The sequence below is a fragment of the Eubacterium oxidoreducens genome, from assembly GCF_900104415.1.
Classification (GTDB): domain Bacteria; phylum Bacillota; class Clostridia; order Lachnospirales; family Lachnospiraceae; genus Eubacterium_C; species Eubacterium_C oxidoreducens.
Map to the genome: position 1 here is coordinate 26,758 of NZ_FMXR01000019.1, position 16,094 is coordinate 42,851.

Sequence of the window (16,094 nt, forward strand, 5' to 3'; positions counted from 1 at the left end):
AAAGCGTCCGCATGATATTATATCACGGACGCTTTCCCTTTGCAAGATTATTTTAACCGATTTTTTTGCTTTATTTATCTCTCCAAACGATTCTTCCTTTTGTAAGATCATATGGAGAAAGCTCTAAGGTTACAGTATCTCCCGGAAGAATTCGAATATAATTCATGCGGAGCTTTCCACTAATATGTGCCAGCACCTGATGACCATTCTCAAGTTCTACCTGAAACATCGCATTCGGTAACTTCTCAACAACTTTTCCTTCAACTTCAATTACATCTGCTTTAGACATTTTAAACCTCCATCTATCTACCTGTCTTGATAAGCTTTTAATGCTTTTCTTATTTGTGCATTCTCATCTTGAACATCTTCGCTTAATATATCGACAACCTTTTGTGGAATCTGAGTAATAAGCTGTAGATGTTTCTTTTTTTTCTTCTTAGGATGCTCAATTTTTTTAAGGTAACCATCCGTAAGATAATAATAGTTATCATCTTCTTTGCATATATAATAAACCTTACCGGTATCATGACCGGCTTTGGATCTAGCTAATCGAATCATATATTTACACCTTCCAGATGCCTTCTTTCATCTCATCTTCTGTCAAAGTGAGAATCTCAGGCTGACCATCCGTGATAAGAATTGTATTTTCGTAATGTGCAGATAACGAACCATCCTCTGTAACGACAGTCCAATCGTCATCCATCCACTCTACATCGAGTCGTCCTGCATTAATCATCGGCTCAATTGCAAGTGTCATTCCCTTTTTTAGCAGAATTCCTCTTCGGCGCTGGTAAAAATTCGGAATCTCCGGTTCTTCATGGAGATTAGATCCAATTCCGTGTCCAACGAGATCTTCAACTACACCATACCCTCTTTCTTCACAGTAAGACGCAATCGCATTAGAAATATCATGCAAATGTCCACCGTCAACGGCCTTTTTTATCCCTTCGAAGAAACTTTGTCTTGTATGAAATATCAAATCAGCGGCTTCTTTAGAAATCTCACCAATACCATGAGTTCTTGCAGCATCTGAATGATAACCTTTATGCTTAACTCCAATATCGAGACTTACGATATCTCCTTCAACAATGATACAATCTGCTCTTGGAATACCATGCACAACTTCATCATTTAATGATACACATACAGATGCGGGATAGCCCATGTAATTTTTAAACGAAGGCTCACATCCATAACTACGTATCATTTCTTCTCCAAGCTGATCAATGTCAAGTGTTGACATTCCCGGTTTTAATGCTTTTCCCAGATCTTGATGAACTTTCGCCAAAATCTTTCCGGCTTCTTTCATAAGTTCAATCTCTCTGGCAGATTTAATTGATACTGGCATATCTTAGGCCTCTAGAATTGCAGTAATATCTGCAAATACTTTCTTCATATCCTGTGTACCATCAACGCTCTTTAAGATTCCTACCTTCTTATAGTAATCGATAAGAGGTTGTGTCTGATCATGATAAACTTTAAGACGATTCTTTACTGTCTCAGGCTTATCATCATCTCTAAGAATTGTTTCTTTTCCGCATCTATCACAGATTCCTTCTACTTTCGTTGGAATCGTAACAATATGATAAGTTGCTCCACAATTTACGCATGCTCTTCTTCCTGACATACGCTCAATAATATTTTCATCCGGCACATCAACATCGATTGCATAATCCATTGCTTCTCCGGCTTTTTCAAGTGCTGCTGTAAGTGCCTCTGCCTGTGGAATCGTTCTTGGAAATCCGTCAAGAACAAATCCGTTCTTACAATCATCCTGTCCGATACGATCGACAACAAGATCTACTACCAATTCATCCGGCACAAGATCTCCCTTGTCCATATACTCTTTGGCTTTCTTTCCAAGAGGAGTTCCTTCTTTAATATTAGCACGGAAAATATCTCCTGTAGAAATATGCGGAATCGTATATTTATCTGCGATTTGTTTTGCCTGTGTACCTTTTCCGGCACCAGGAGCCCCCAACATAATAATCTTCATGATTAAAATCCTCCATAATTTTCGTAAAAACACATACAGAGATACGGATGATCCGTATCTCTGCATAAATCATTATCATCCTTGGTAATTAAGCATCTAAAAATCCCTTATAGTTACGTACTACCATCTGAGATTCAATCTGTTTAATCGTTTCAATTACAACTCCAACAATGATAATGATGGATGTTCCACCGAAGGAAACATCAGCACCAAACCATCCATTGAAGAAAATTGGTATAAATGCTGTAATCGAAAGTCCGATTGCTCCAATAAAGATAATATAACCTAAAATTCTTTGTAAATAATCACTGGTTGATTTTCCCGGTCTGATTCCCGGAATAAATCCACCCTGACGTTTCATATTATTTGCAATTTCCAAAGGATTAAATGTAATCGATGTATAGAAATATGCAAATGCAATAATTAGCAGAATATATACCGCAAGTCCAATAGAGTAAATCGGCTGATCCGGATTACACCAGTTTGACTGGGACAATCCTTTCAAAACCTTTCCCCAAAAACCTGTGCCTTCTGACTGTCCTGCTAATGTTGCAATAACAACCGGAAACTGCATAATCGATTGTGCGAAGATGACCGGAATAACTCCGGCTGTATTGACCTTCAGAGGAATATTGGTGGATGCACCACCAACCTGACGTCTTCCTTGAAGTTTCTTCGAATACTGTACAGGTATCTTTCTTTCCGCACCTTGAAGTACTACGACAAATACGACTGTCAGTATTATAATCGCTGCAATAACAACGCCTGCAAGTGTTCCTCTTGCAATCGTCTTTCCTGAAATAAACTGCTCAAATAACGAACCAAGGTCATCAGGAATTCTGGAAATAATATTAATTACCAAAACGATAGAAATACCATTTCCAACACCTTTTTCCGTAATGCGTTCACCAATCCACATAAGGATTGTCGATCCTGCGGTGAGTACCGCAACAACAGAAATTACATTTATTGCCGTAAATTCTGTCAAATAACCGTTTCTACCAAATCCGATTGCCATTGCTACTGACTCAAGAAGTGCAAGTCCAACCGTAAGATAACGGGTAATTGCGGTAATCTTCTTTCTACCTTCCTCACCATCACGATGCATTTCCTCAATCTTAGGAATTGCAATCGTCAATAACTGCATAATAATGGATGATGTGATATAAGGTGTAATATTTAATGCAAAAATAGACATATCCAAAAAAGAACCGCCAGTTACTGCATCAAAAAAGTTGAACGCATCATTAGATTGACTTGAGAACCATTCGGTGAATAATTCTGTGTTAATTCCCGGTGCAGGAATCTGCGATCCAACCCTGATTACGATCAGCATTAAGAATGTAAATATTATCCTCTGACGTATATCTTTTACCTTAAATGCATTTCGCAAAGTTTCAAGCATTAGATCACCTCTGCTTTTCCACCAAGAGCCTCAATTTTTTCTTTTGCGCCAGCACTAAAAGCATTAGCCTGAACTGTGAGTTTCTTAGTAAGTGTACCATTGCCAAGAATCTTAACTCCATCACGAGGGTTCTTAACAATACCTTTCTCTATTAATGTATCAATAGAAACTACTGCATCATTATCGAATACTTCTAAAGCTGACATATTAATTGCAACAATGTCCTTTGAATTTCTACAGGTGAATCCACGTTTTGGAATTCGTCTGTATAAAGGCATCTGTCCACCTTCAAAGCCCGGCTTTACTCCGCCGCCAGAACGAGCCTTCTGTCCTTTATGTCCTTTTCCGGCTGTCTTTCCATTTCCGGAACCATGTCCACGGCCTCTTCTGAAATTATCACTGTGCTTAGAACCATCTGCCGGTTTTAAATTTGATAAATCCATTTCGACACCTCCTCTAACTTAATAATTATAATTAAATTTCTTCTACTTTTACTAAATGTTTTACCTGGAATACCATTCCCTGAACAGCTTTATTATTTGGAAGTTCTACAGACTTATTTAATTTCTTAAGTCCAAGAGCTTCAATTGTTTTCTTATGTTTAGGGATTGCTCCGATTGGAGATTTTACCAATGTAACTTTTAACTTATCTGCCATTTTTATATGCCTCCTTAACCGAGAATCTCTTCTACGGACTTACCGCGAAGTTTTGCTACCTCTTCAGGGGATTTTAACTGGCTAAGAGCATCAATTGTAGCGAGTACAACGTTCTGCTTGTTATTAGATCCTAAAGATTTTGTACGAATGTTTTTGATTCCCGCAAGTTCACACACGCTACGTGCCGGACCTCCGGCAATAACACCAGTACCTTCAGGTGCTCTCTTTAATAAAACAGATGCTCCAGTATGTTTTCCTGAAATATCATGTGTAATACTGTTATTTTCATCAAGCTTTACAGTAATCAGCTTCTTAATAGCATCTTCTTTTCCTTTGCGAATTGCTTCCGGAATTTCAGTTGCTTTTCCAAGTCCTGCACCAACATGACCTGCATTATCGCCAACAACAACCAAAGCTGTGAAACGCATGTTACGTCCACCTTTTACAACTTTTGTTACGCGCTTGATGGATACTACTTTTTCCGTTAATTCCAATTGACTTGCATCAATGATATTACGCTTCATGTAACCGTTTCCTCCTTAAAATTCTAATCCAGCTTCTCTTGCTGCGTCAGCTAAAGCTTTCACTTTACCCTCGTAGATAAAACCACCTCTGTCAAATACAACTGTAGTAATACCTTTATCTAAAGCCTTCTTTGCAATTACAGTTCCAAGATGAGCTGCTGCTTCAACATTGTTTGTCTTATCCAGTCCATCTTTAACTTCTTTTGAAAGAGTAGATGCTGAAACGAGTGTATTTCCAACTGTGTCATCAATAATCTGAGCGTACATGTGGTTATTACTTCTAAATACTGCCAGACGAGGTCTTGCAGATGTACCAGCCAAATGATGACGAATTCTTCTATGTTTCTTTGCACGAACCTGTGCTCTTGATTTCTTATTAACCATTTTTCGTCACTCCTTTACTTACTTACCTGTCTTACCAACCTTACGTCTGATTACTTCATCGACATATTTGATTCCCTTGCCCTTATAAGGTTCTGGTCTTCTCTTATCTCTGATTTCAGCAGCGTACTGGCCAACTTTCTCTTTATCGATACCTGATACAATGATCTTGTTTCCGTCAACTTTAGCTTCAAGACCTTCTGGATCTTCCATCTCAACCGGATGAGAGTAACCAAGGTTTAATGTAAGCTTATTGCCTGACTTAGATGCTCTGTATCCAACACCGTTAACTTCAAGCTCTTTTGTGTAGCCTTCTGTTACACCAATAATCATATTATTGAGCAGTGTTCTTGTTAATCCATGTAATGATTTCATTTTCTTTAAATCATTTGGTCTGGAAACGATGATTTCTTCGCCTTCCTGCTTGATTTCCATTTCAGGTGCGAGATTTCTTTCAAGTGTTCCCTTTGGACCTTTTACAGTCACTTGATTATTTTCTGCGATTGTGACAGTTACGCCTGCCGGAACCGCGATTGGCATTCTTCCTATACGTGACATGCCCGTACCTCCTATAATTGGTTTAAAAAATATTTCTACTAAATTCTGTTACATTTTGTACAGTGTCTGAGACTCAATTACACTTAACAGTGAGAACGGCCTTACACTAATTTCGACCTTCGCTTCTCGGCTCGCTCTCATTAAGTTGCTTTCTTGGTTCTCTTTACTAAGCTCACTCTTCGCTGTCGCCAGGCTTCGCTAAGTTCCGAGAACGTCCTACCATACAAATGCTAACACTTCGCCTCCTACAGCGAGTTTTCTAGCTTCTTTATCTGTGATGATTCCCTGATTTGTTGAAAGGATTGCAATTCCAAGTCCTCCAAGAACCTTCGGGATTTCATCTTTTCCGGCATAAACACGAAGACCAGGTTTAGAAATTCTCTTGATTCCTGTAATAATCTTTTCGCTCTTATCCGGTGTAAACTTAAGAGTTACACGAATTGTATCAAAACCATTGTTTTCGATCATTTCGTATTTCTCAATATATCCTTCATTAACTAAGATATCAGCAATTGCAACTTTCATCTTAGAAGAAGGGATATCAACTGTATCATGTTTTGCAGTATTTGCATTACGAATTCTTGTAAGCATATCTGCGATTGGATCGCTCATTGTCATGATCTTTTTTCCTCCTATATCGTGTTATCTAAGAATCTTACCAGCTTGCTTTCTTAACTCCAGGAATCTGACCCTTGTATGCCAACTCTCTAAAGCAAATTCTGCAAATTCCGTATTTTCTTAAATAAGCATGTGGACGACCACAAATTCTGCAACGGCTATATTCTCTGGTAGAGAATTTCTGCTTGCGCTGCTGTTTAACTTTCATAGCTGTCTTAGCCATATCTATTTCCTCCTAAAAACTGAAACCCTACTGTGCAAATGGCATGTTGAATAATGTTAATAATTCACGTGCCTCTTCATCTGTCTTTGCTGTTGTAACGAAAATGATATCCATGCCTCGAACTTTGTCGATCTGGTCATATTCAATTTCAGGGAAGATAAGCTGCTCTTTAATACCAAGAGCATAGTTACCTCTACCATCAAATGCATTAGGATTAATACCTCTAAAGTCACGCACACGTGGAAGTGCAAGATTAATCAGGCGATCAGCAAATTCATACATCTTTTCACCTCTTAATGTAACTTTACATCCGATTGGCATTCCTTCTCTTAATTTGAAGTTAGCAATAGAATTCTTAGCTTTAGTCGTTACAGGCTTTTGTCCTGTAATCTGCTCCATATCTTTCATGGCAGCATCTAAAATTTTAGCGTTTTCTTTTGCTTCACCAACGCCCATGTTCACAACAATCTTGTCGAGCTTTGGCACTTCCATAATATTCTTATATCCAAATTTCTTGATCATAGCATCTACGATCTCATTTTGATATGTATCTCTAAGTCTACTCACTTAAACGGACCTCCTCTCTAAATTAATCAATCACTTCGCCGCTCTTCTTAGCATAGCGAACTTTCTTGTCTCCATCCATCTTGAAACCTACACGAGTAGGAGTTCCTTTATGAAGGAGCATTACGTTAGAAATATCGATTGGTCCTTCCTGGTGAAGGATTCCGCCCTGCTGGTTCGCCATGCTTGGCTTAGCATGCTTTGTAACCATGTTGATTCCTTCAACAAGGAGAGTGTTATTCTTAACATTAACAGCAATTACTTTGCCTTCTTTATCTTTATCTTTTCCGGCGATAACTTTAACCATGTCGCCTTTTTTAATTTTTAATGATGACATCTAAAGTACCTCCTATAATACTTCCGGAGCCAGTGAAACAATTTTCATAAACTGCTTATCACGAAGCTCTCTAGCTACAGGTCCAAAGATACGAGTTCCTCTTGGAGTATTATCATCTTTAATGATTACTGCAGCATTTTCATCAAATTTAATATATGATCCATCTTTACGACGTGCACCACGAACTGTACGAACTACAACCGCTTTAACAACATCGCCTTTTTTAACAACACCGCCTGGTGTTACATCTTTAACAGTAGCAGTGATAACGTCACCGATGTTCGCATATCTTCTGGTAGAACCGCCCATAACGCGAATGCATAACAGTTCTTTTGCGCCGGTGTTATCAGCGACTTTAAGTCTTGTCTCCTGTTGTACCATGTTGGCAGCCTCCTTTTATTATTTTGCTTTTTCTACGATTTCTACAAGTCTCCATCTCTTGTCTTTAGAGAGTGGTCTTGTTTCCATAACTTTAACAGTGTCACCAACATGGCTCTCATTGTTTTCGTCATGAGCTTTTAATTTATAAGTCTTCTTAACGATCTTGTTATATAATGGATGTCTTACATTATCACGTACCGCAACAACGATTGTCTTGTCCATCTTATCACTAACGACTTCGCCGATACGTGTTTTTCTAAGATTTCTTTCTTCCACGATATGATCTCCTTTCCTCTACGGATATCTATGCCTTACGCTTCAGCCTTTGTAGCAATTACAGTCTGAATTCTGGCAATGTTTCTTCTCACTTCTTTGATTCTACTTGTGTTGTCAAGCTGATTAGTTGCATTCTGGAATCTCAAATTGAAAAGTTCTTTTTTAGCATCAACGAGCTGTGCATTTAATTCTTCAACGCTCTGTGTTCTTAATTCATCTAAATATGTCTTAGTTTTCATTTGATTCACCGCCTTCTAAATCTGCACGTGAAACTACTTTACATTTAACCGGTAATTTATGTGTAGCAAGACGAAGAGCTTCTCTAGCTGTCTCTTCAGGAACTCCGGCGATTTCAAATAACACACGGCCTGGTTTTACTACAGCTACCCAATACTCTAATGCTCCTTTTCCGGAACCCATACGAGTTTCAGCTGGTTTTGCAGTTACTGGTTTGTCTGGAAAAATCTTGATCCAAACTTTACCGCCACGCTTTACATGACGTGTCATGGCGATACGGGCTGCTTCGATCTGGTTTGATCTGATCCAAGCCGGCTCTAATGCAACGATACCGTATTCACCATATGTGATTTTATTTCCTCTAAGCGCCTTACCTTTCATGCTGCCACGAAACTGTTTACGGCGTTTAACTCTCTTTGGCATTAACATTATTTATCGCTCCCTTCCTTTTCCTTTACAGGAAGTACTTCGCCCTTATAGATCCATACCTTTACACCTACTTTTCCGTAAGTTGTATCAGCTTCAGCGAATCCATAGTCAATATCTGCTCTAAGTGTCTGAAGTGGAATATTTCCTTCGCTATAGAACTCTGTACGAGCCATATCAGCTCCGCCAAGACGTCCTGATACAGAAGTCTTGATACCAAGAGCTCCCGCCTTAAGAGCTCTACCCATGCAGCTCTTCATAGCACGACGGAAAGAAATACGGTTCTCAAGCTGAAGTGCAATGTTTTCTGCAACAAGCTGAGCATCCTTGTCCGGCTTCTTAACTTCTTTGATATCTACGATTAACTTCTTAGCAACCTGCTTTTGCAGTTCTGCCTTTACTCTTTCGATTTCAGCTCCGCCTTTACCGATAACAACACCAGGCTTAGCTGTGTAAAGAATAACCTTTACGCGGTCAGATGCTCTTTCGATCTCGATCTTAGAAACACCTGCATTATATAACTTAGTCTTCAGGAATTTTCTGATATTGTAGTCCTCTACCAGAAAATCTGCGAAATCATCTTCAGCATACCATTTTGAGTCCCAGTCTTTGATAACTCCGACTCTCAGGCCATGAGGATTAACTTTCTGTCCCATGATTGTCCTCCTTATCTTTCATTCAGCACGATTGTGATGTGGCTCATTCTCTTTTCGATTCTATAAGCTCTACCCTGTGCTCTTGGTCTGATTCTCTTCATTGTTGGTCCTTTATTAGCATAACACTCTTCAATATAAAGGTTTTCTGCTTTAAGTCCGTTATTGTTTTCAGCGTTTGCGATTGCTGACTTAAGCAGCTTTTCGATTACGCTTGAGGCATATCTTGGGTTGTATGCTAAGATTGCAAGTGCAGTCTCTACATCTTTTCCTCTGATTGCATCTAATACGAAACATGCTTTTGTTACTGACATTCTAGCGTAAGATAACTTAGCTGAAGGTCTTGTATCTTTCTGTGCATTTCTTTCTCTTTTTATCTGGGATCTATGTCCTTTTGCCATGAATGAAAACCTCCTTTACTATTATTTTACTCTAGATTTCTTTTCATCTTTTCCATGTCCTCTATATGTTCTAGTAGCAACGAACTCTCCGAGTTTGTGTCCTACCATATCTTCTGTAATATATACAGGCACATGTTTTCTTCCATCATGAACTGCGATTGTATGTCCAACCATCTGTGGGAAGATTGTAGAACGACGAGACCAGGTCTTAATTACCTGCTTATCTCCTGCTTCGTTCATTGCTTCAACCTTCTTTAATAAACTTGCATCCGCAAATGGTCCCTTTTTAAGTGAACGAGCCATAATTAACCTCCTATTTGTTCACGCAAAGCAATTATTTAATTGCTCTACCATCTCTTCTTCTGACGATCATCTTGTTAGACTGTTTCTTCTTCTTTCTGGTCTTCAGACCCAGAGCAGGCTTGCCCCAAGGTGTACATGGACCAGGACGTCCAACTGGTGCTCTACCTTCACCACCACCATGTGGATGGTCATTAGGGTTCATAACAGAACCACGTACCGTTGGGCGGATACCCATGTGACGCTTACGTCCTGCTTTACCGATGTTAATCAGATTATGATCCGCATTTCCTACAGTACCGATTGTTGCACGACACTGAATTGGAACCATTCTCATTTCTCCGGATGGAAGACGAAGTGTTGCATACTTTCCTTCCTTAGCCATAAGCTGAGCTGAGTTTCCAGCAGCACGAACCATCTGTCCGCCTTTTCCTGGAAGCATCTCAATGTTATGTACCTGAGTACCTACCGGAATATTCGCAAGTGGTAAGCAGTTACCTACTTTGATTTCAGCTTCCGGTCCGTTCATTACAGTCATTCCGTCTGTAAGTCCCTGTGGAGCAATGATATATGCTTTTTCACCATCAGCATAGCTAATCAGTGCGATATTAGCTGTTCTGTTTGGATCGTATTCGATACCAACTACAGTAGCCGGAACTCCGTCTTTATTTCTCTTAAAGTCGATAATTCTGTATTTTTGTCTATTTCCACCACCATGGTGTCTAACGGTAATCTTACCCTGATTATTACGTCCAGAATTCTTTTTCTTTTTAGCAAGCAATGATTTTTCCGGTGTTGTCTTAGTAATCTCGGAGAAATCAGAACCCGTCATATGTCTTCTGGAAGGTGTATATGGGTTATATGTTTTAATTCCCATGACTAATCTCCTTTCAATGTTTCGCTATCTTATAAGCCAGCGAAAATCTCGATATCCTTGCTGTCCTGTGTCAGCTGAACGATTGCTTTCTTTCTCTTAGCAGTTCTTCCGATAACGTATCCACGTCTTTTCTTCTTACCAGGCTCATTTAATGTGTTGACCTTGGCAACTTTTGTTCCTTCGAACATCTTCTCAACTGCTTCTTTAATCATTGTCTTATTAGCCTCTGGATGAACATAGAAAGTATATTTCTTTTCAGCCATAAGGTTCATGCTCTTCTCGGTTACTACCGGTTTGAGGATTACATCATAATATTGAATGTTTGCCATTATGCATACACCTCCTCGATCTTAGCAAGGGCATCTTTGCTTAATACAACCGTGTTGTATTTCATTATATCGAATACATTGATTGTATTTGGATAAGCCGTCTTTACGTCTGCAATGTTCTTTGCAGAGATTGCTACATTCTTGTTATCAGCTTCAATAACAATAAGTGCTTTATTTACATCCAAGCTCTTTAATGTGTTAGCGATTGTCTTTGTCTTGATTTCATCCATCTTCATGTCATCGATAACGATTAACTTGTTATCCTGAACTCTTGATGTTAAAGCAGATTTAAGAGCTGCTCTTTTTTCTTTCTTGTTCAACTTGAAAGAATAATCTCTTGGTGTAGGAGCAAACACAACTCCACCACCTGTCCACTGTGGAGATCTTGTAGAACCCTGACGTGCATGTCCTGTTCCTTTCTGTCTCCATGGTTTTCTTCCGCCTCCGCGAACTTCAGAACGTGTCTTTGCCTTCTGTGTTCCCTGACGGTTATTTGCAAGCTGCTGTGTTACAGCCATATGCAGTAAATGTTCGTTAACGTCAACTCCGAAGATTGCATCGTTTAATTCAACAGTGCCAACTTCTTTGCCTTCCATATTATAAACAGCTACGTTAGCCATCGATAAGTTCCTCCTTTCTTATTGAGCGCTTACTTGCTCTTTACAGTCTCCTTGATTGTTACTAATGATTTCTTAGGTCCTGGTACAGCACCCTTAACCAGAAGCAAGTTGTTTTCAGCATCAACTCTTACAACTTCAAGATTCTGAACTGTAACTTTTACGCTTCCCATATGTCCCGGCATTCCTTTACCCTTGAATACTTTACTTGGGCTAGAGCATGCTCCGTTGGAACCCTGATGACGATGGAACTTAGAGCCGTGAGCCATTGGTCCTCTGTGCTGACCATGTCTCTTAATTGCGCCCTGGAAGCCTTTACCTTTTGAAATTGCAGTTGCATCAATCTTGTCACCTTCTTCAAAGATGTCAGCCTTGATCTCATCTGCAAGATTATATTCGTCTGCGTTCTCAACCTTAAACTCTCTGACATATCTTTTGCTGCTTACGCCGGCTTTATCGAAATGTCCTTTCTGAGCCTTGTTTGTTCCGTGTCTATGTGCGATTTCTTTCTTTCCTGTTGCATCCTTAGTAACGATTCTGTCTTTCTTGTCTACGAATCCAACCTGAATTGCACTATAGCCATCATTTTCTACAGTTTTGATCTGTGTTACCACACAAGGTCCAGCCTGCAGTACTGTTACCGGAGTAAGAACTCCTTCTGCATTGAAGATTTGAGTCATTCCGACTTTTGTAGCTAAGATTGCTTTCTTCATACTAAATTTTACCTCCTGTTTTGTCTACAGCGGAACGCTTTCGCGTTCATCCTAGAACAGCCTCATATCATATCATTGGCCCTTCAGGATTTTTACTTCATCTTAATGTTGATATACACACCGGCCGGCATCTCAAGACGTGATAAAGCATCTACGGTCTTTTGTGTCGGTGCTGTGATGTCGATCAGTCTCTTGTGAGTTCTCTGCTCAAACTGTTCTCTGGAATCTTTGTACTTATGTACAGCTCTAAGAATCGTAACAACTTCTTTCTTAGTTGGAAGTGGTACAGGTCCACTCACCTTAACTCCGTTCTTTTTTACAGTTTCGATGATTTTCTTAGCAGATGCATCAACAAGTTTGTGATCATAAGCCTTTAATGTAATTCTCATTACTTGACTTGCCATAAAAAAAGTCGCCTCCTTTTCGCACTTTTAATTAGTACGACAAGCGGTGACTGTACACTACTCCGTGTGTGTCATGATTCTTCTACACACGAATCTACCTTGTTTTAATCTGTAGATAAATTTCTGTACAGTGACTTGTCGCCAGTTTCCTAACTTGACATTCGCTCCACGGAAAACCCGCAATTTCTTGCGGCAACCTCACGCTTCTACGCTATCAATGTCACAGCAAGTTGTATTATACATGAATTCATCTAACTTTGCAAGACCTTTTTTTCATTTCATTTTTGAGCTTATATTTGGCCAAATCAAAAGATTCACCTCAGCCAAATGTTACATCTTCAGCAAAGGTGAATCTGTGTTTCTTCTATATTAATAGTATGCCTTGGAGGGAGCGTCCCCCACCTAATAGAAAATCATATTATCAATCACTGTTCCACTAATCCCAGCCTTCTTCGCACTCTCAACTGTTCTAAAGTACAGATACTTAAATTGCGAACCACCTTCTAGAATCTCCTTGGCAGCCTTCACACAATCACTATAACCGTCATTTTTCTCATTTGCCAGATAGTAAGCAAAAATTCCGCTTCCCACCGGAGAAAACTGACCCGATTGGTAGATTACACCTTTGATACTGTTCGGGAATTTACTGCTGGCAACCCGGTTAACCACCACACTTGCCACCGCTAATTTCGATTTGTAAGATTCTCCTCTGGCCTCACAGTAAATAATGACCGATAGCAATTCCTGGTCGCTGGCACTCGCCGACACTTTCGTACCGGTCGTAGTCTCTTCCTCTTCTTCTTTTATCTCTGCCAGCCTTGCAGCCTCTTCCTTTGCCGCCTTTTCTTCTAGTTGTTTTTGCTTTTTCTCCATCTGTGCAAGCTGCGTTTCTATATCCTCTTGCGACTGCTGCGCTTTTTCAAGATTTTCTTGCGATGTTGCAAGTTCGGACTTCGTCTCGGTCAATAGCTCATCCATCTCATCTTGTTTATCTTCATAGGCTTGTTTTTGTTCCTCTAACGCCTCTTCCTGCTGCGCCAACATCTCTTCCTCTGCTTCTAGATCCGTCTGTAATTTCGCAATCTGATCGACAGTATCTTCGTACTCCGTCAATCTGTCTCGATCATAATTATTAATCGCATTCACATATTCCATACGATTCAAAAAATCAGCAAAACTCTTAGATTCAAAGAAGACCGCCAGGTAACTTTGTGCACCATTTTCATATATAAACTGGATGCGTTCCTTCATATTACTTAACTGCGCTGCTGCAGTCTCCTTTGCCTTAGTCAGTTCTTTTTTGGTCTTTTCAACCTGCTCTTTTACGCGTTCATGCTCCGAACTAGTCTTATCAATCTCAGCTTGTGCTTCATCAATCTCCGCGGTCAGCGTTTCCATCTTGCTATTATAAGCCTCCACTTTTGTCTGCAAATCCGCTGACTCATCGGTCAAATCATCTACTTTCTCTTCCGCTTCTTTTTGTTGTTCCTTTAAATCATTCACCTTTGACTTCGTATCATTCAATTGTGAATTTGTCGAAGCCGACGCAGGCATTGCTCCAAGCGTCAGTGCCGCAGCCAGACAGATTGCAACATTTCGATATTTAATTAAATGTCTCCTCGTCATCTTTCTTTTCATGAATACGCTGCCTTTCCGTTATTTCTTACTCCATCTTGCGTATATCGTCGTATTTTTCTTAAGCTTTGTATTCTTTGTCACTTTCTTGCCACCGCTTTTTTTCGTATACCAGCCTTTAAATACATAGCCTGCTTTTGTAGGCTTTTTCAGCTTCCCAACCTTCTTATACGCATAGGCCGTAAAATATTTCTTTCCGGAAAGCTTTCCTCCATTCACTTTATAAGTTACCTTAATCGGTAACATTGTTTTTTTAAATTTCTTAACACTACTGTCTTTATACTGATCTTTCACAGCAATCACTTTTAATTTTTTCAGTTTTGCTTTTGTCAGTTTAAAGCTCTTTTTGTAAATATTAGAAATTGTAGCCGAACAATCAGGTGTCTTTCCATTCGTTGTATAATAAATTGTCGCACCCGATGTTGCGCAGCTTAACGTCACCTTATATTTCTTTCCGGAAAGCTTCACCTTGATTTTCGGAGTTGCAACCTTCTTACTGATTGCTTTTGGTCCCTTCGCTGTAGAAACGGTAGAACCCGAATCCAGTGTACATGCAGGAACTTTTCCGCTCCAAGCTGCTTCCGCAGTATGATAAGCATAATAGCCCGCATCTACCTCTTTCATTTTGGCATTACTTCTAAGATAATACCAATATCCAGCTCCATCATCATCCCAAGTCACATCAATATTGTACCAGGAATCATTGAGGCGAACCTTGTTCCACGCATGCGCTTCCGAGGTTACTGCCATACAGTCGATTCCGAGCGCATTGCAAAGAAGTTCCATTGACAGCGAATAGCCGGCACAAACCGATTGTGCTCCCGCATCTCCTAGCACACTATAAGCACTTTGCGTAAAATACGTCTCATCTCCATAGCTGCTTTCTTCGCCATCGTAATAACTTACCTGCTTGCATATATAATCATGAAAATACTGTACCCGCGCCGCATCTGATGAATATTTCGACTTCGCCGTATTTACAGCAGTATCAATCTTGCTTTTAAATTTACTAGTCGCAGACTTTCGATCACTTCCATCTGCAAAATCCGAATAAACAGCCATCATCAAGATGCAATAACTTCCATAATAATCTACTGCATATTGACTACCGACAAAATAATATTGCGGATTGGAGTATTTAAACAACACAAACAGCTGATACATATCCGTCTCACTTAATCCTTCCCCATAAATCACAGTGGTTCCGTAAGTTCCGCTATAATTCTGTGCATCATTTGTTGTCGTTAACAGGTTACGACATGCAGCGTCCATTTGATCCCACACTGCCTTCTTAGCCTTCGAAAGTTTGTTGTAAGCATAATTATTCGAATACTTATCCCACTGCGTATGATAGACCGTTGACCCTTTTGATGCCGAAGAAATATTTACGTTTCCCTCTACCGCTTCTGAAAGGTCAATATCTAGCTTCTGCGCACTTGAAACCGGCGCCGTTACACTTACTTCGCTCTGCTGCGCCGTCTGTAGTTGTGCTGCACCTGCCGGCATCGCGCCCCCTACAATTGCAGTCACAGCTATTGCCATACTGGTTATCATGGTAATAATCTTCTTTTTCATATTATTC

Annotated in this window: 28 protein-coding genes; all 28 read right to left on the reverse strand. The window is 39.8% G+C overall.

The genetic code is table 11. From position 1 onward, the window contains the following. Nucleotides 1–70: 70 nt before the first annotated feature. Nucleotides 71–289 (reverse strand): translation initiation factor IF-1, encoded by a 219-nt coding sequence (gene infA, locus BLS20_RS11730; RefSeq protein ID WP_090174556.1) that lies wholly within the window; start codon nucleotides 287–289, stop codon nucleotides 71–73. A gap of 17 nt (nucleotides 290–306) precedes the next feature. Beyond that, nucleotides 307–558 carry a KOW domain-containing RNA-binding protein gene (locus tag BLS20_RS11735; RefSeq protein ID WP_090174557.1) on the reverse strand — a complete coding sequence of 84 codons (252 nt, stop codon included), beginning with the start codon at nucleotides 556–558 and terminating at the stop codon, nucleotides 307–309. A gap of 4 nt (nucleotides 559–562) precedes the next feature. Further along, nucleotides 563–1,348 (reverse strand): type I methionyl aminopeptidase, encoded by a 786-nt coding sequence (map, locus tag BLS20_RS11740; RefSeq protein ID WP_090174558.1) that lies wholly within the window; start codon nucleotides 1,346–1,348, stop codon nucleotides 563–565. 3 nt (nucleotides 1,349–1,351) lie between these two features. Further along, entirely contained in the window at nucleotides 1,352–1,996 is a 645-nt protein-coding gene (locus tag BLS20_RS11745; protein ID WP_090174559.1) for an adenylate kinase, read from the reverse strand. An 88-nt stretch (nucleotides 1,997–2,084) separates the two neighbouring features. Then, nucleotides 2,085–3,401 carry a preprotein translocase subunit SecY gene (secY, locus tag BLS20_RS11750; protein WP_090174560.1) on the reverse strand — a complete coding sequence of 439 codons (1,317 nt, stop codon included), beginning with the start codon at nucleotides 3,399–3,401 and terminating at the stop codon, nucleotides 2,085–2,087. Beyond that, the gene (gene rplO / locus BLS20_RS11755; RefSeq protein ID WP_090174561.1) at nucleotides 3,401–3,844 is read right to left on the reverse strand and encodes a 50S ribosomal protein L15; all 444 of its coding nucleotides are present in this window, start codon (nucleotides 3,842–3,844) and stop codon (nucleotides 3,401–3,403) included. The genes secY and rplO overlap by 1 nt, the downstream gene beginning before the upstream one ends. 31 nt (nucleotides 3,845–3,875) lie before the next feature. Then, nucleotides 3,876–4,058, reverse strand: coding sequence for a 50S ribosomal protein L30 (gene rpmD / locus BLS20_RS11760; protein ID WP_090174562.1), 183 nt, complete (start codon nucleotides 4,056–4,058; stop codon nucleotides 3,876–3,878). A gap of 14 nt (nucleotides 4,059–4,072) precedes the next feature. After that, nucleotides 4,073–4,582: a 30S ribosomal protein S5 gene (rpsE, locus tag BLS20_RS11765; protein WP_090174563.1), complete on the reverse strand. Its 510-nt coding sequence runs from the start codon at nucleotides 4,580–4,582 to the stop codon at nucleotides 4,073–4,075. A 15-nt stretch (nucleotides 4,583–4,597) separates the two neighbouring features. Continuing rightward, complete coding sequence (gene rplR, locus BLS20_RS11770) at nucleotides 4,598–4,966, reverse strand: 50S ribosomal protein L18 (RefSeq protein WP_090174564.1); 369 nt, start codon at nucleotides 4,964–4,966, stop codon at nucleotides 4,598–4,600. Nucleotides 4,967–4,984: 18 nt separating this feature from the next. After that, a complete protein-coding gene (gene rplF / locus BLS20_RS11775; protein WP_090174565.1) occupies nucleotides 4,985–5,521 on the reverse strand; it encodes a 50S ribosomal protein L6 in 537 nt (178 codons plus the stop codon). Nucleotides 5,522–5,737: 216 nt separating this feature from the next. Then, nucleotides 5,738–6,139 (reverse strand): 30S ribosomal protein S8, encoded by a 402-nt coding sequence (rpsH, locus tag BLS20_RS11780; RefSeq protein WP_090174566.1) that lies wholly within the window; start codon nucleotides 6,137–6,139, stop codon nucleotides 5,738–5,740. A gap of 37 nt (nucleotides 6,140–6,176) precedes the next feature. Further along, complete coding sequence (locus BLS20_RS11785; RefSeq protein WP_087271693.1) at nucleotides 6,177–6,362, reverse strand: type Z 30S ribosomal protein S14; 186 nt, start codon at nucleotides 6,360–6,362, stop codon at nucleotides 6,177–6,179. Nucleotides 6,363–6,389: 27 nt separating this feature from the next. Beyond that, complete coding sequence (gene rplE / locus BLS20_RS11790) at nucleotides 6,390–6,929, reverse strand: 50S ribosomal protein L5 (protein WP_090174567.1); 540 nt, start codon at nucleotides 6,927–6,929, stop codon at nucleotides 6,390–6,392. A gap of 22 nt (nucleotides 6,930–6,951) precedes the next feature. Further along, on the reverse strand, nucleotides 6,952–7,263 hold the full coding sequence (gene rplX / locus BLS20_RS11795; protein WP_090174568.1) for a 50S ribosomal protein L24: 312 nt from the start codon (nucleotides 7,261–7,263) through the stop codon (nucleotides 6,952–6,954). 12 nt (nucleotides 7,264–7,275) lie between these two features. Next, nucleotides 7,276–7,644: a 50S ribosomal protein L14 gene (gene rplN / locus BLS20_RS11800; RefSeq protein WP_090174569.1), complete on the reverse strand. Its 369-nt coding sequence runs from the start codon at nucleotides 7,642–7,644 to the stop codon at nucleotides 7,276–7,278. Nucleotides 7,645–7,662: 18 nt separating this feature from the next. Continuing rightward, the gene (rpsQ, locus tag BLS20_RS11805) at nucleotides 7,663–7,920 is read right to left on the reverse strand and encodes a 30S ribosomal protein S17 (RefSeq protein ID WP_090174570.1); all 258 of its coding nucleotides are present in this window, start codon (nucleotides 7,918–7,920) and stop codon (nucleotides 7,663–7,665) included. A 35-nt stretch (nucleotides 7,921–7,955) separates the two neighbouring features. After that, nucleotides 7,956–8,159, reverse strand: coding sequence for a 50S ribosomal protein L29 (gene rpmC / locus BLS20_RS11810; protein ID WP_090174571.1), 204 nt, complete (start codon nucleotides 8,157–8,159; stop codon nucleotides 7,956–7,958). After that, entirely contained in the window at nucleotides 8,149–8,586 is a 438-nt protein-coding gene (rplP, locus tag BLS20_RS11815; RefSeq protein ID WP_090174572.1) for a 50S ribosomal protein L16, read from the reverse strand. Before rplP ends, rpmC begins: the two co-directional genes overlap by 11 nt. Next, nucleotides 8,586–9,239 carry a 30S ribosomal protein S3 gene (gene rpsC / locus BLS20_RS11820; protein ID WP_090174573.1) on the reverse strand — a complete coding sequence of 218 codons (654 nt, stop codon included), beginning with the start codon at nucleotides 9,237–9,239 and terminating at the stop codon, nucleotides 8,586–8,588. The genes rplP and rpsC overlap by 1 nt, the downstream gene beginning before the upstream one ends. 11 nt (nucleotides 9,240–9,250) lie before the next feature. Beyond that, nucleotides 9,251–9,637: a 50S ribosomal protein L22 gene (rplV, locus tag BLS20_RS11825; protein ID WP_090174574.1), complete on the reverse strand. Its 387-nt coding sequence runs from the start codon at nucleotides 9,635–9,637 to the stop codon at nucleotides 9,251–9,253. Between the two features lie 21 nt (nucleotides 9,638–9,658). Then, on the reverse strand, nucleotides 9,659–9,940 hold the full coding sequence (rpsS, locus tag BLS20_RS11830) for a 30S ribosomal protein S19 (RefSeq protein ID WP_090174575.1): 282 nt from the start codon (nucleotides 9,938–9,940) through the stop codon (nucleotides 9,659–9,661). Nucleotides 9,941–9,971: 31 nt separating this feature from the next. Next, nucleotides 9,972–10,814 carry a 50S ribosomal protein L2 gene (rplB, locus tag BLS20_RS11835; RefSeq protein ID WP_090174576.1) on the reverse strand — a complete coding sequence of 281 codons (843 nt, stop codon included), beginning with the start codon at nucleotides 10,812–10,814 and terminating at the stop codon, nucleotides 9,972–9,974. 29 nt (nucleotides 10,815–10,843) lie between these two features. Further along, nucleotides 10,844–11,143 carry a 50S ribosomal protein L23 gene (gene rplW / locus BLS20_RS11840; RefSeq protein ID WP_090174577.1) on the reverse strand — a complete coding sequence of 100 codons (300 nt, stop codon included), beginning with the start codon at nucleotides 11,141–11,143 and terminating at the stop codon, nucleotides 10,844–10,846. Next, nucleotides 11,143–11,763: a 50S ribosomal protein L4 gene (rplD, locus tag BLS20_RS11845; RefSeq protein ID WP_090174578.1), complete on the reverse strand. Its 621-nt coding sequence runs from the start codon at nucleotides 11,761–11,763 to the stop codon at nucleotides 11,143–11,145. The genes rplW and rplD overlap by 1 nt, the downstream gene beginning before the upstream one ends. 29 nt (nucleotides 11,764–11,792) lie before the next feature. Next, the gene (gene rplC / locus BLS20_RS11850; protein WP_090174579.1) at nucleotides 11,793–12,473 is read right to left on the reverse strand and encodes a 50S ribosomal protein L3; all 681 of its coding nucleotides are present in this window, start codon (nucleotides 12,471–12,473) and stop codon (nucleotides 11,793–11,795) included. Nucleotides 12,474–12,565: 92 nt separating this feature from the next. Beyond that, on the reverse strand, nucleotides 12,566–12,877 hold the full coding sequence (gene rpsJ / locus BLS20_RS11855) for a 30S ribosomal protein S10 (RefSeq protein WP_090174580.1): 312 nt from the start codon (nucleotides 12,875–12,877) through the stop codon (nucleotides 12,566–12,568). A gap of 402 nt (nucleotides 12,878–13,279) precedes the next feature. Beyond that, the gene (locus BLS20_RS11860) at nucleotides 13,280–14,515 is read right to left on the reverse strand and encodes a cell wall hydrolase (RefSeq protein WP_090174581.1); all 1,236 of its coding nucleotides are present in this window, start codon (nucleotides 14,513–14,515) and stop codon (nucleotides 13,280–13,282) included. Nucleotides 14,516–14,533: 18 nt separating this feature from the next. After that, the gene (locus BLS20_RS11865; protein WP_090174582.1) at nucleotides 14,534–16,087 is read right to left on the reverse strand and encodes an InlB B-repeat-containing protein; all 1,554 of its coding nucleotides are present in this window, start codon (nucleotides 16,085–16,087) and stop codon (nucleotides 14,534–14,536) included. Nucleotides 16,088–16,094 lie beyond the last annotated feature (7 nt).

Coding starts and splice junctions, on each gene's coding strand:
- infA (WP_090174556.1), bottom strand. CDS start 289: ATGTCTAAAGCAGATGTAATTGAAGTTGAAGGAAAAGTTGTTGAGAAG.
- BLS20_RS11735 (WP_090174557.1), bottom strand. CDS start 558: ATGATTCGATTAGCTAGATCCAAAGCCGGTCATGATACCGGTAAGGTT.
- map (WP_090174558.1), bottom strand. CDS start 1,348: ATGCCAGTATCAATTAAATCTGCCAGAGAGATTGAACTTATGAAAGAA.
- BLS20_RS11745 (WP_090174559.1), bottom strand. CDS start 1,996: ATGAAGATTATTATGTTGGGGGCTCCTGGTGCCGGAAAAGGTACACAG.
- secY (WP_090174560.1), bottom strand. CDS start 3,401: ATGCTTGAAACTTTGCGAAATGCATTTAAGGTAAAAGATATACGTCAG.
- rplO (WP_090174561.1), bottom strand. CDS start 3,844: ATGGATTTATCAAATTTAAAACCGGCAGATGGTTCTAAGCACAGTGAT.
- rpmD (WP_090174562.1), bottom strand. CDS start 4,058: ATGGCAGATAAGTTAAAAGTTACATTGGTAAAATCTCCAATCGGAGCA.
- rpsE (WP_090174563.1), bottom strand. CDS start 4,582: ATGAAGCGTAATATCATTGATGCAAGTCAATTGGAATTAACGGAAAAA.
- rplR (WP_090174564.1), bottom strand. CDS start 4,966: ATGGTTAATAAGAAATCAAGAGCACAGGTTCGTGCAAAGAAACATAGA.
- rplF (WP_090174565.1), bottom strand. CDS start 5,521: ATGTCACGTATAGGAAGAATGCCAATCGCGGTTCCGGCAGGCGTAACT.
- rpsH (WP_090174566.1), bottom strand. CDS start 6,139: ATGACAATGAGCGATCCAATCGCAGATATGCTTACAAGAATTCGTAAT.
- BLS20_RS11785 (WP_087271693.1), bottom strand. CDS start 6,362: ATGGCTAAGACAGCTATGAAAGTTAAACAGCAGCGCAAGCAGAAATTC.
- rplX (WP_090174568.1), bottom strand. CDS start 7,263: ATGTCATCATTAAAAATTAAAAAAGGCGACATGGTTAAAGTTATCGCC.
- rplN (WP_090174569.1), bottom strand. CDS start 7,644: ATGGTACAACAGGAGACAAGACTTAAAGTCGCTGATAACACCGGCGCA.
- rpmC (WP_090174571.1), bottom strand. CDS start 8,159: ATGAAAACTAAGACATATTTAGATGAATTAAGAACACAGAGCGTTGAA.
- rplP (WP_090174572.1), bottom strand. CDS start 8,586: ATGTTAATGCCAAAGAGAGTTAAACGCCGTAAACAGTTTCGTGGCAGC.
- rpsC (WP_090174573.1), bottom strand. CDS start 9,239: ATGGGACAGAAAGTTAATCCTCATGGCCTGAGAGTCGGAGTTATCAAA.
- rplV (WP_090174574.1), bottom strand. CDS start 9,637: ATGGCAAAAGGACATAGATCCCAGATAAAAAGAGAAAGAAATGCACAG.
- rpsS (WP_090174575.1), bottom strand. CDS start 9,940: ATGGCTCGTTCACTTAAAAAGGGACCATTTGCGGATGCAAGTTTATTA.
- rplB (WP_090174576.1), bottom strand. CDS start 10,814: ATGGGAATTAAAACATATAACCCATATACACCTTCCAGAAGACATATG.
- rplW (WP_090174577.1), bottom strand. CDS start 11,143: ATGGCAAACATTCAATATTATGATGTAATCCTCAAACCGGTAGTAACC.
- rplD (WP_090174578.1), bottom strand. CDS start 11,763: ATGGCTAACGTAGCTGTTTATAATATGGAAGGCAAAGAAGTTGGCACT.
- rplC (WP_090174579.1), bottom strand. CDS start 12,473: ATGAAGAAAGCAATCTTAGCTACAAAAGTCGGAATGACTCAAATCTTC.
- rpsJ (WP_090174580.1), bottom strand. CDS start 12,877: ATGGCAAGTCAAGTAATGAGAATTACATTAAAGGCTTATGATCACAAA.
- BLS20_RS11860 (WP_090174581.1), bottom strand. CDS start 14,515: ATGAAAAGAAAGATGACGAGGAGACATTTAATTAAATATCGAAATGTT.
- BLS20_RS11865 (WP_090174582.1), bottom strand. CDS start 16,087: ATGAAAAAGAAGATTATTACCATGATAACCAGTATGGCAATAGCTGTG.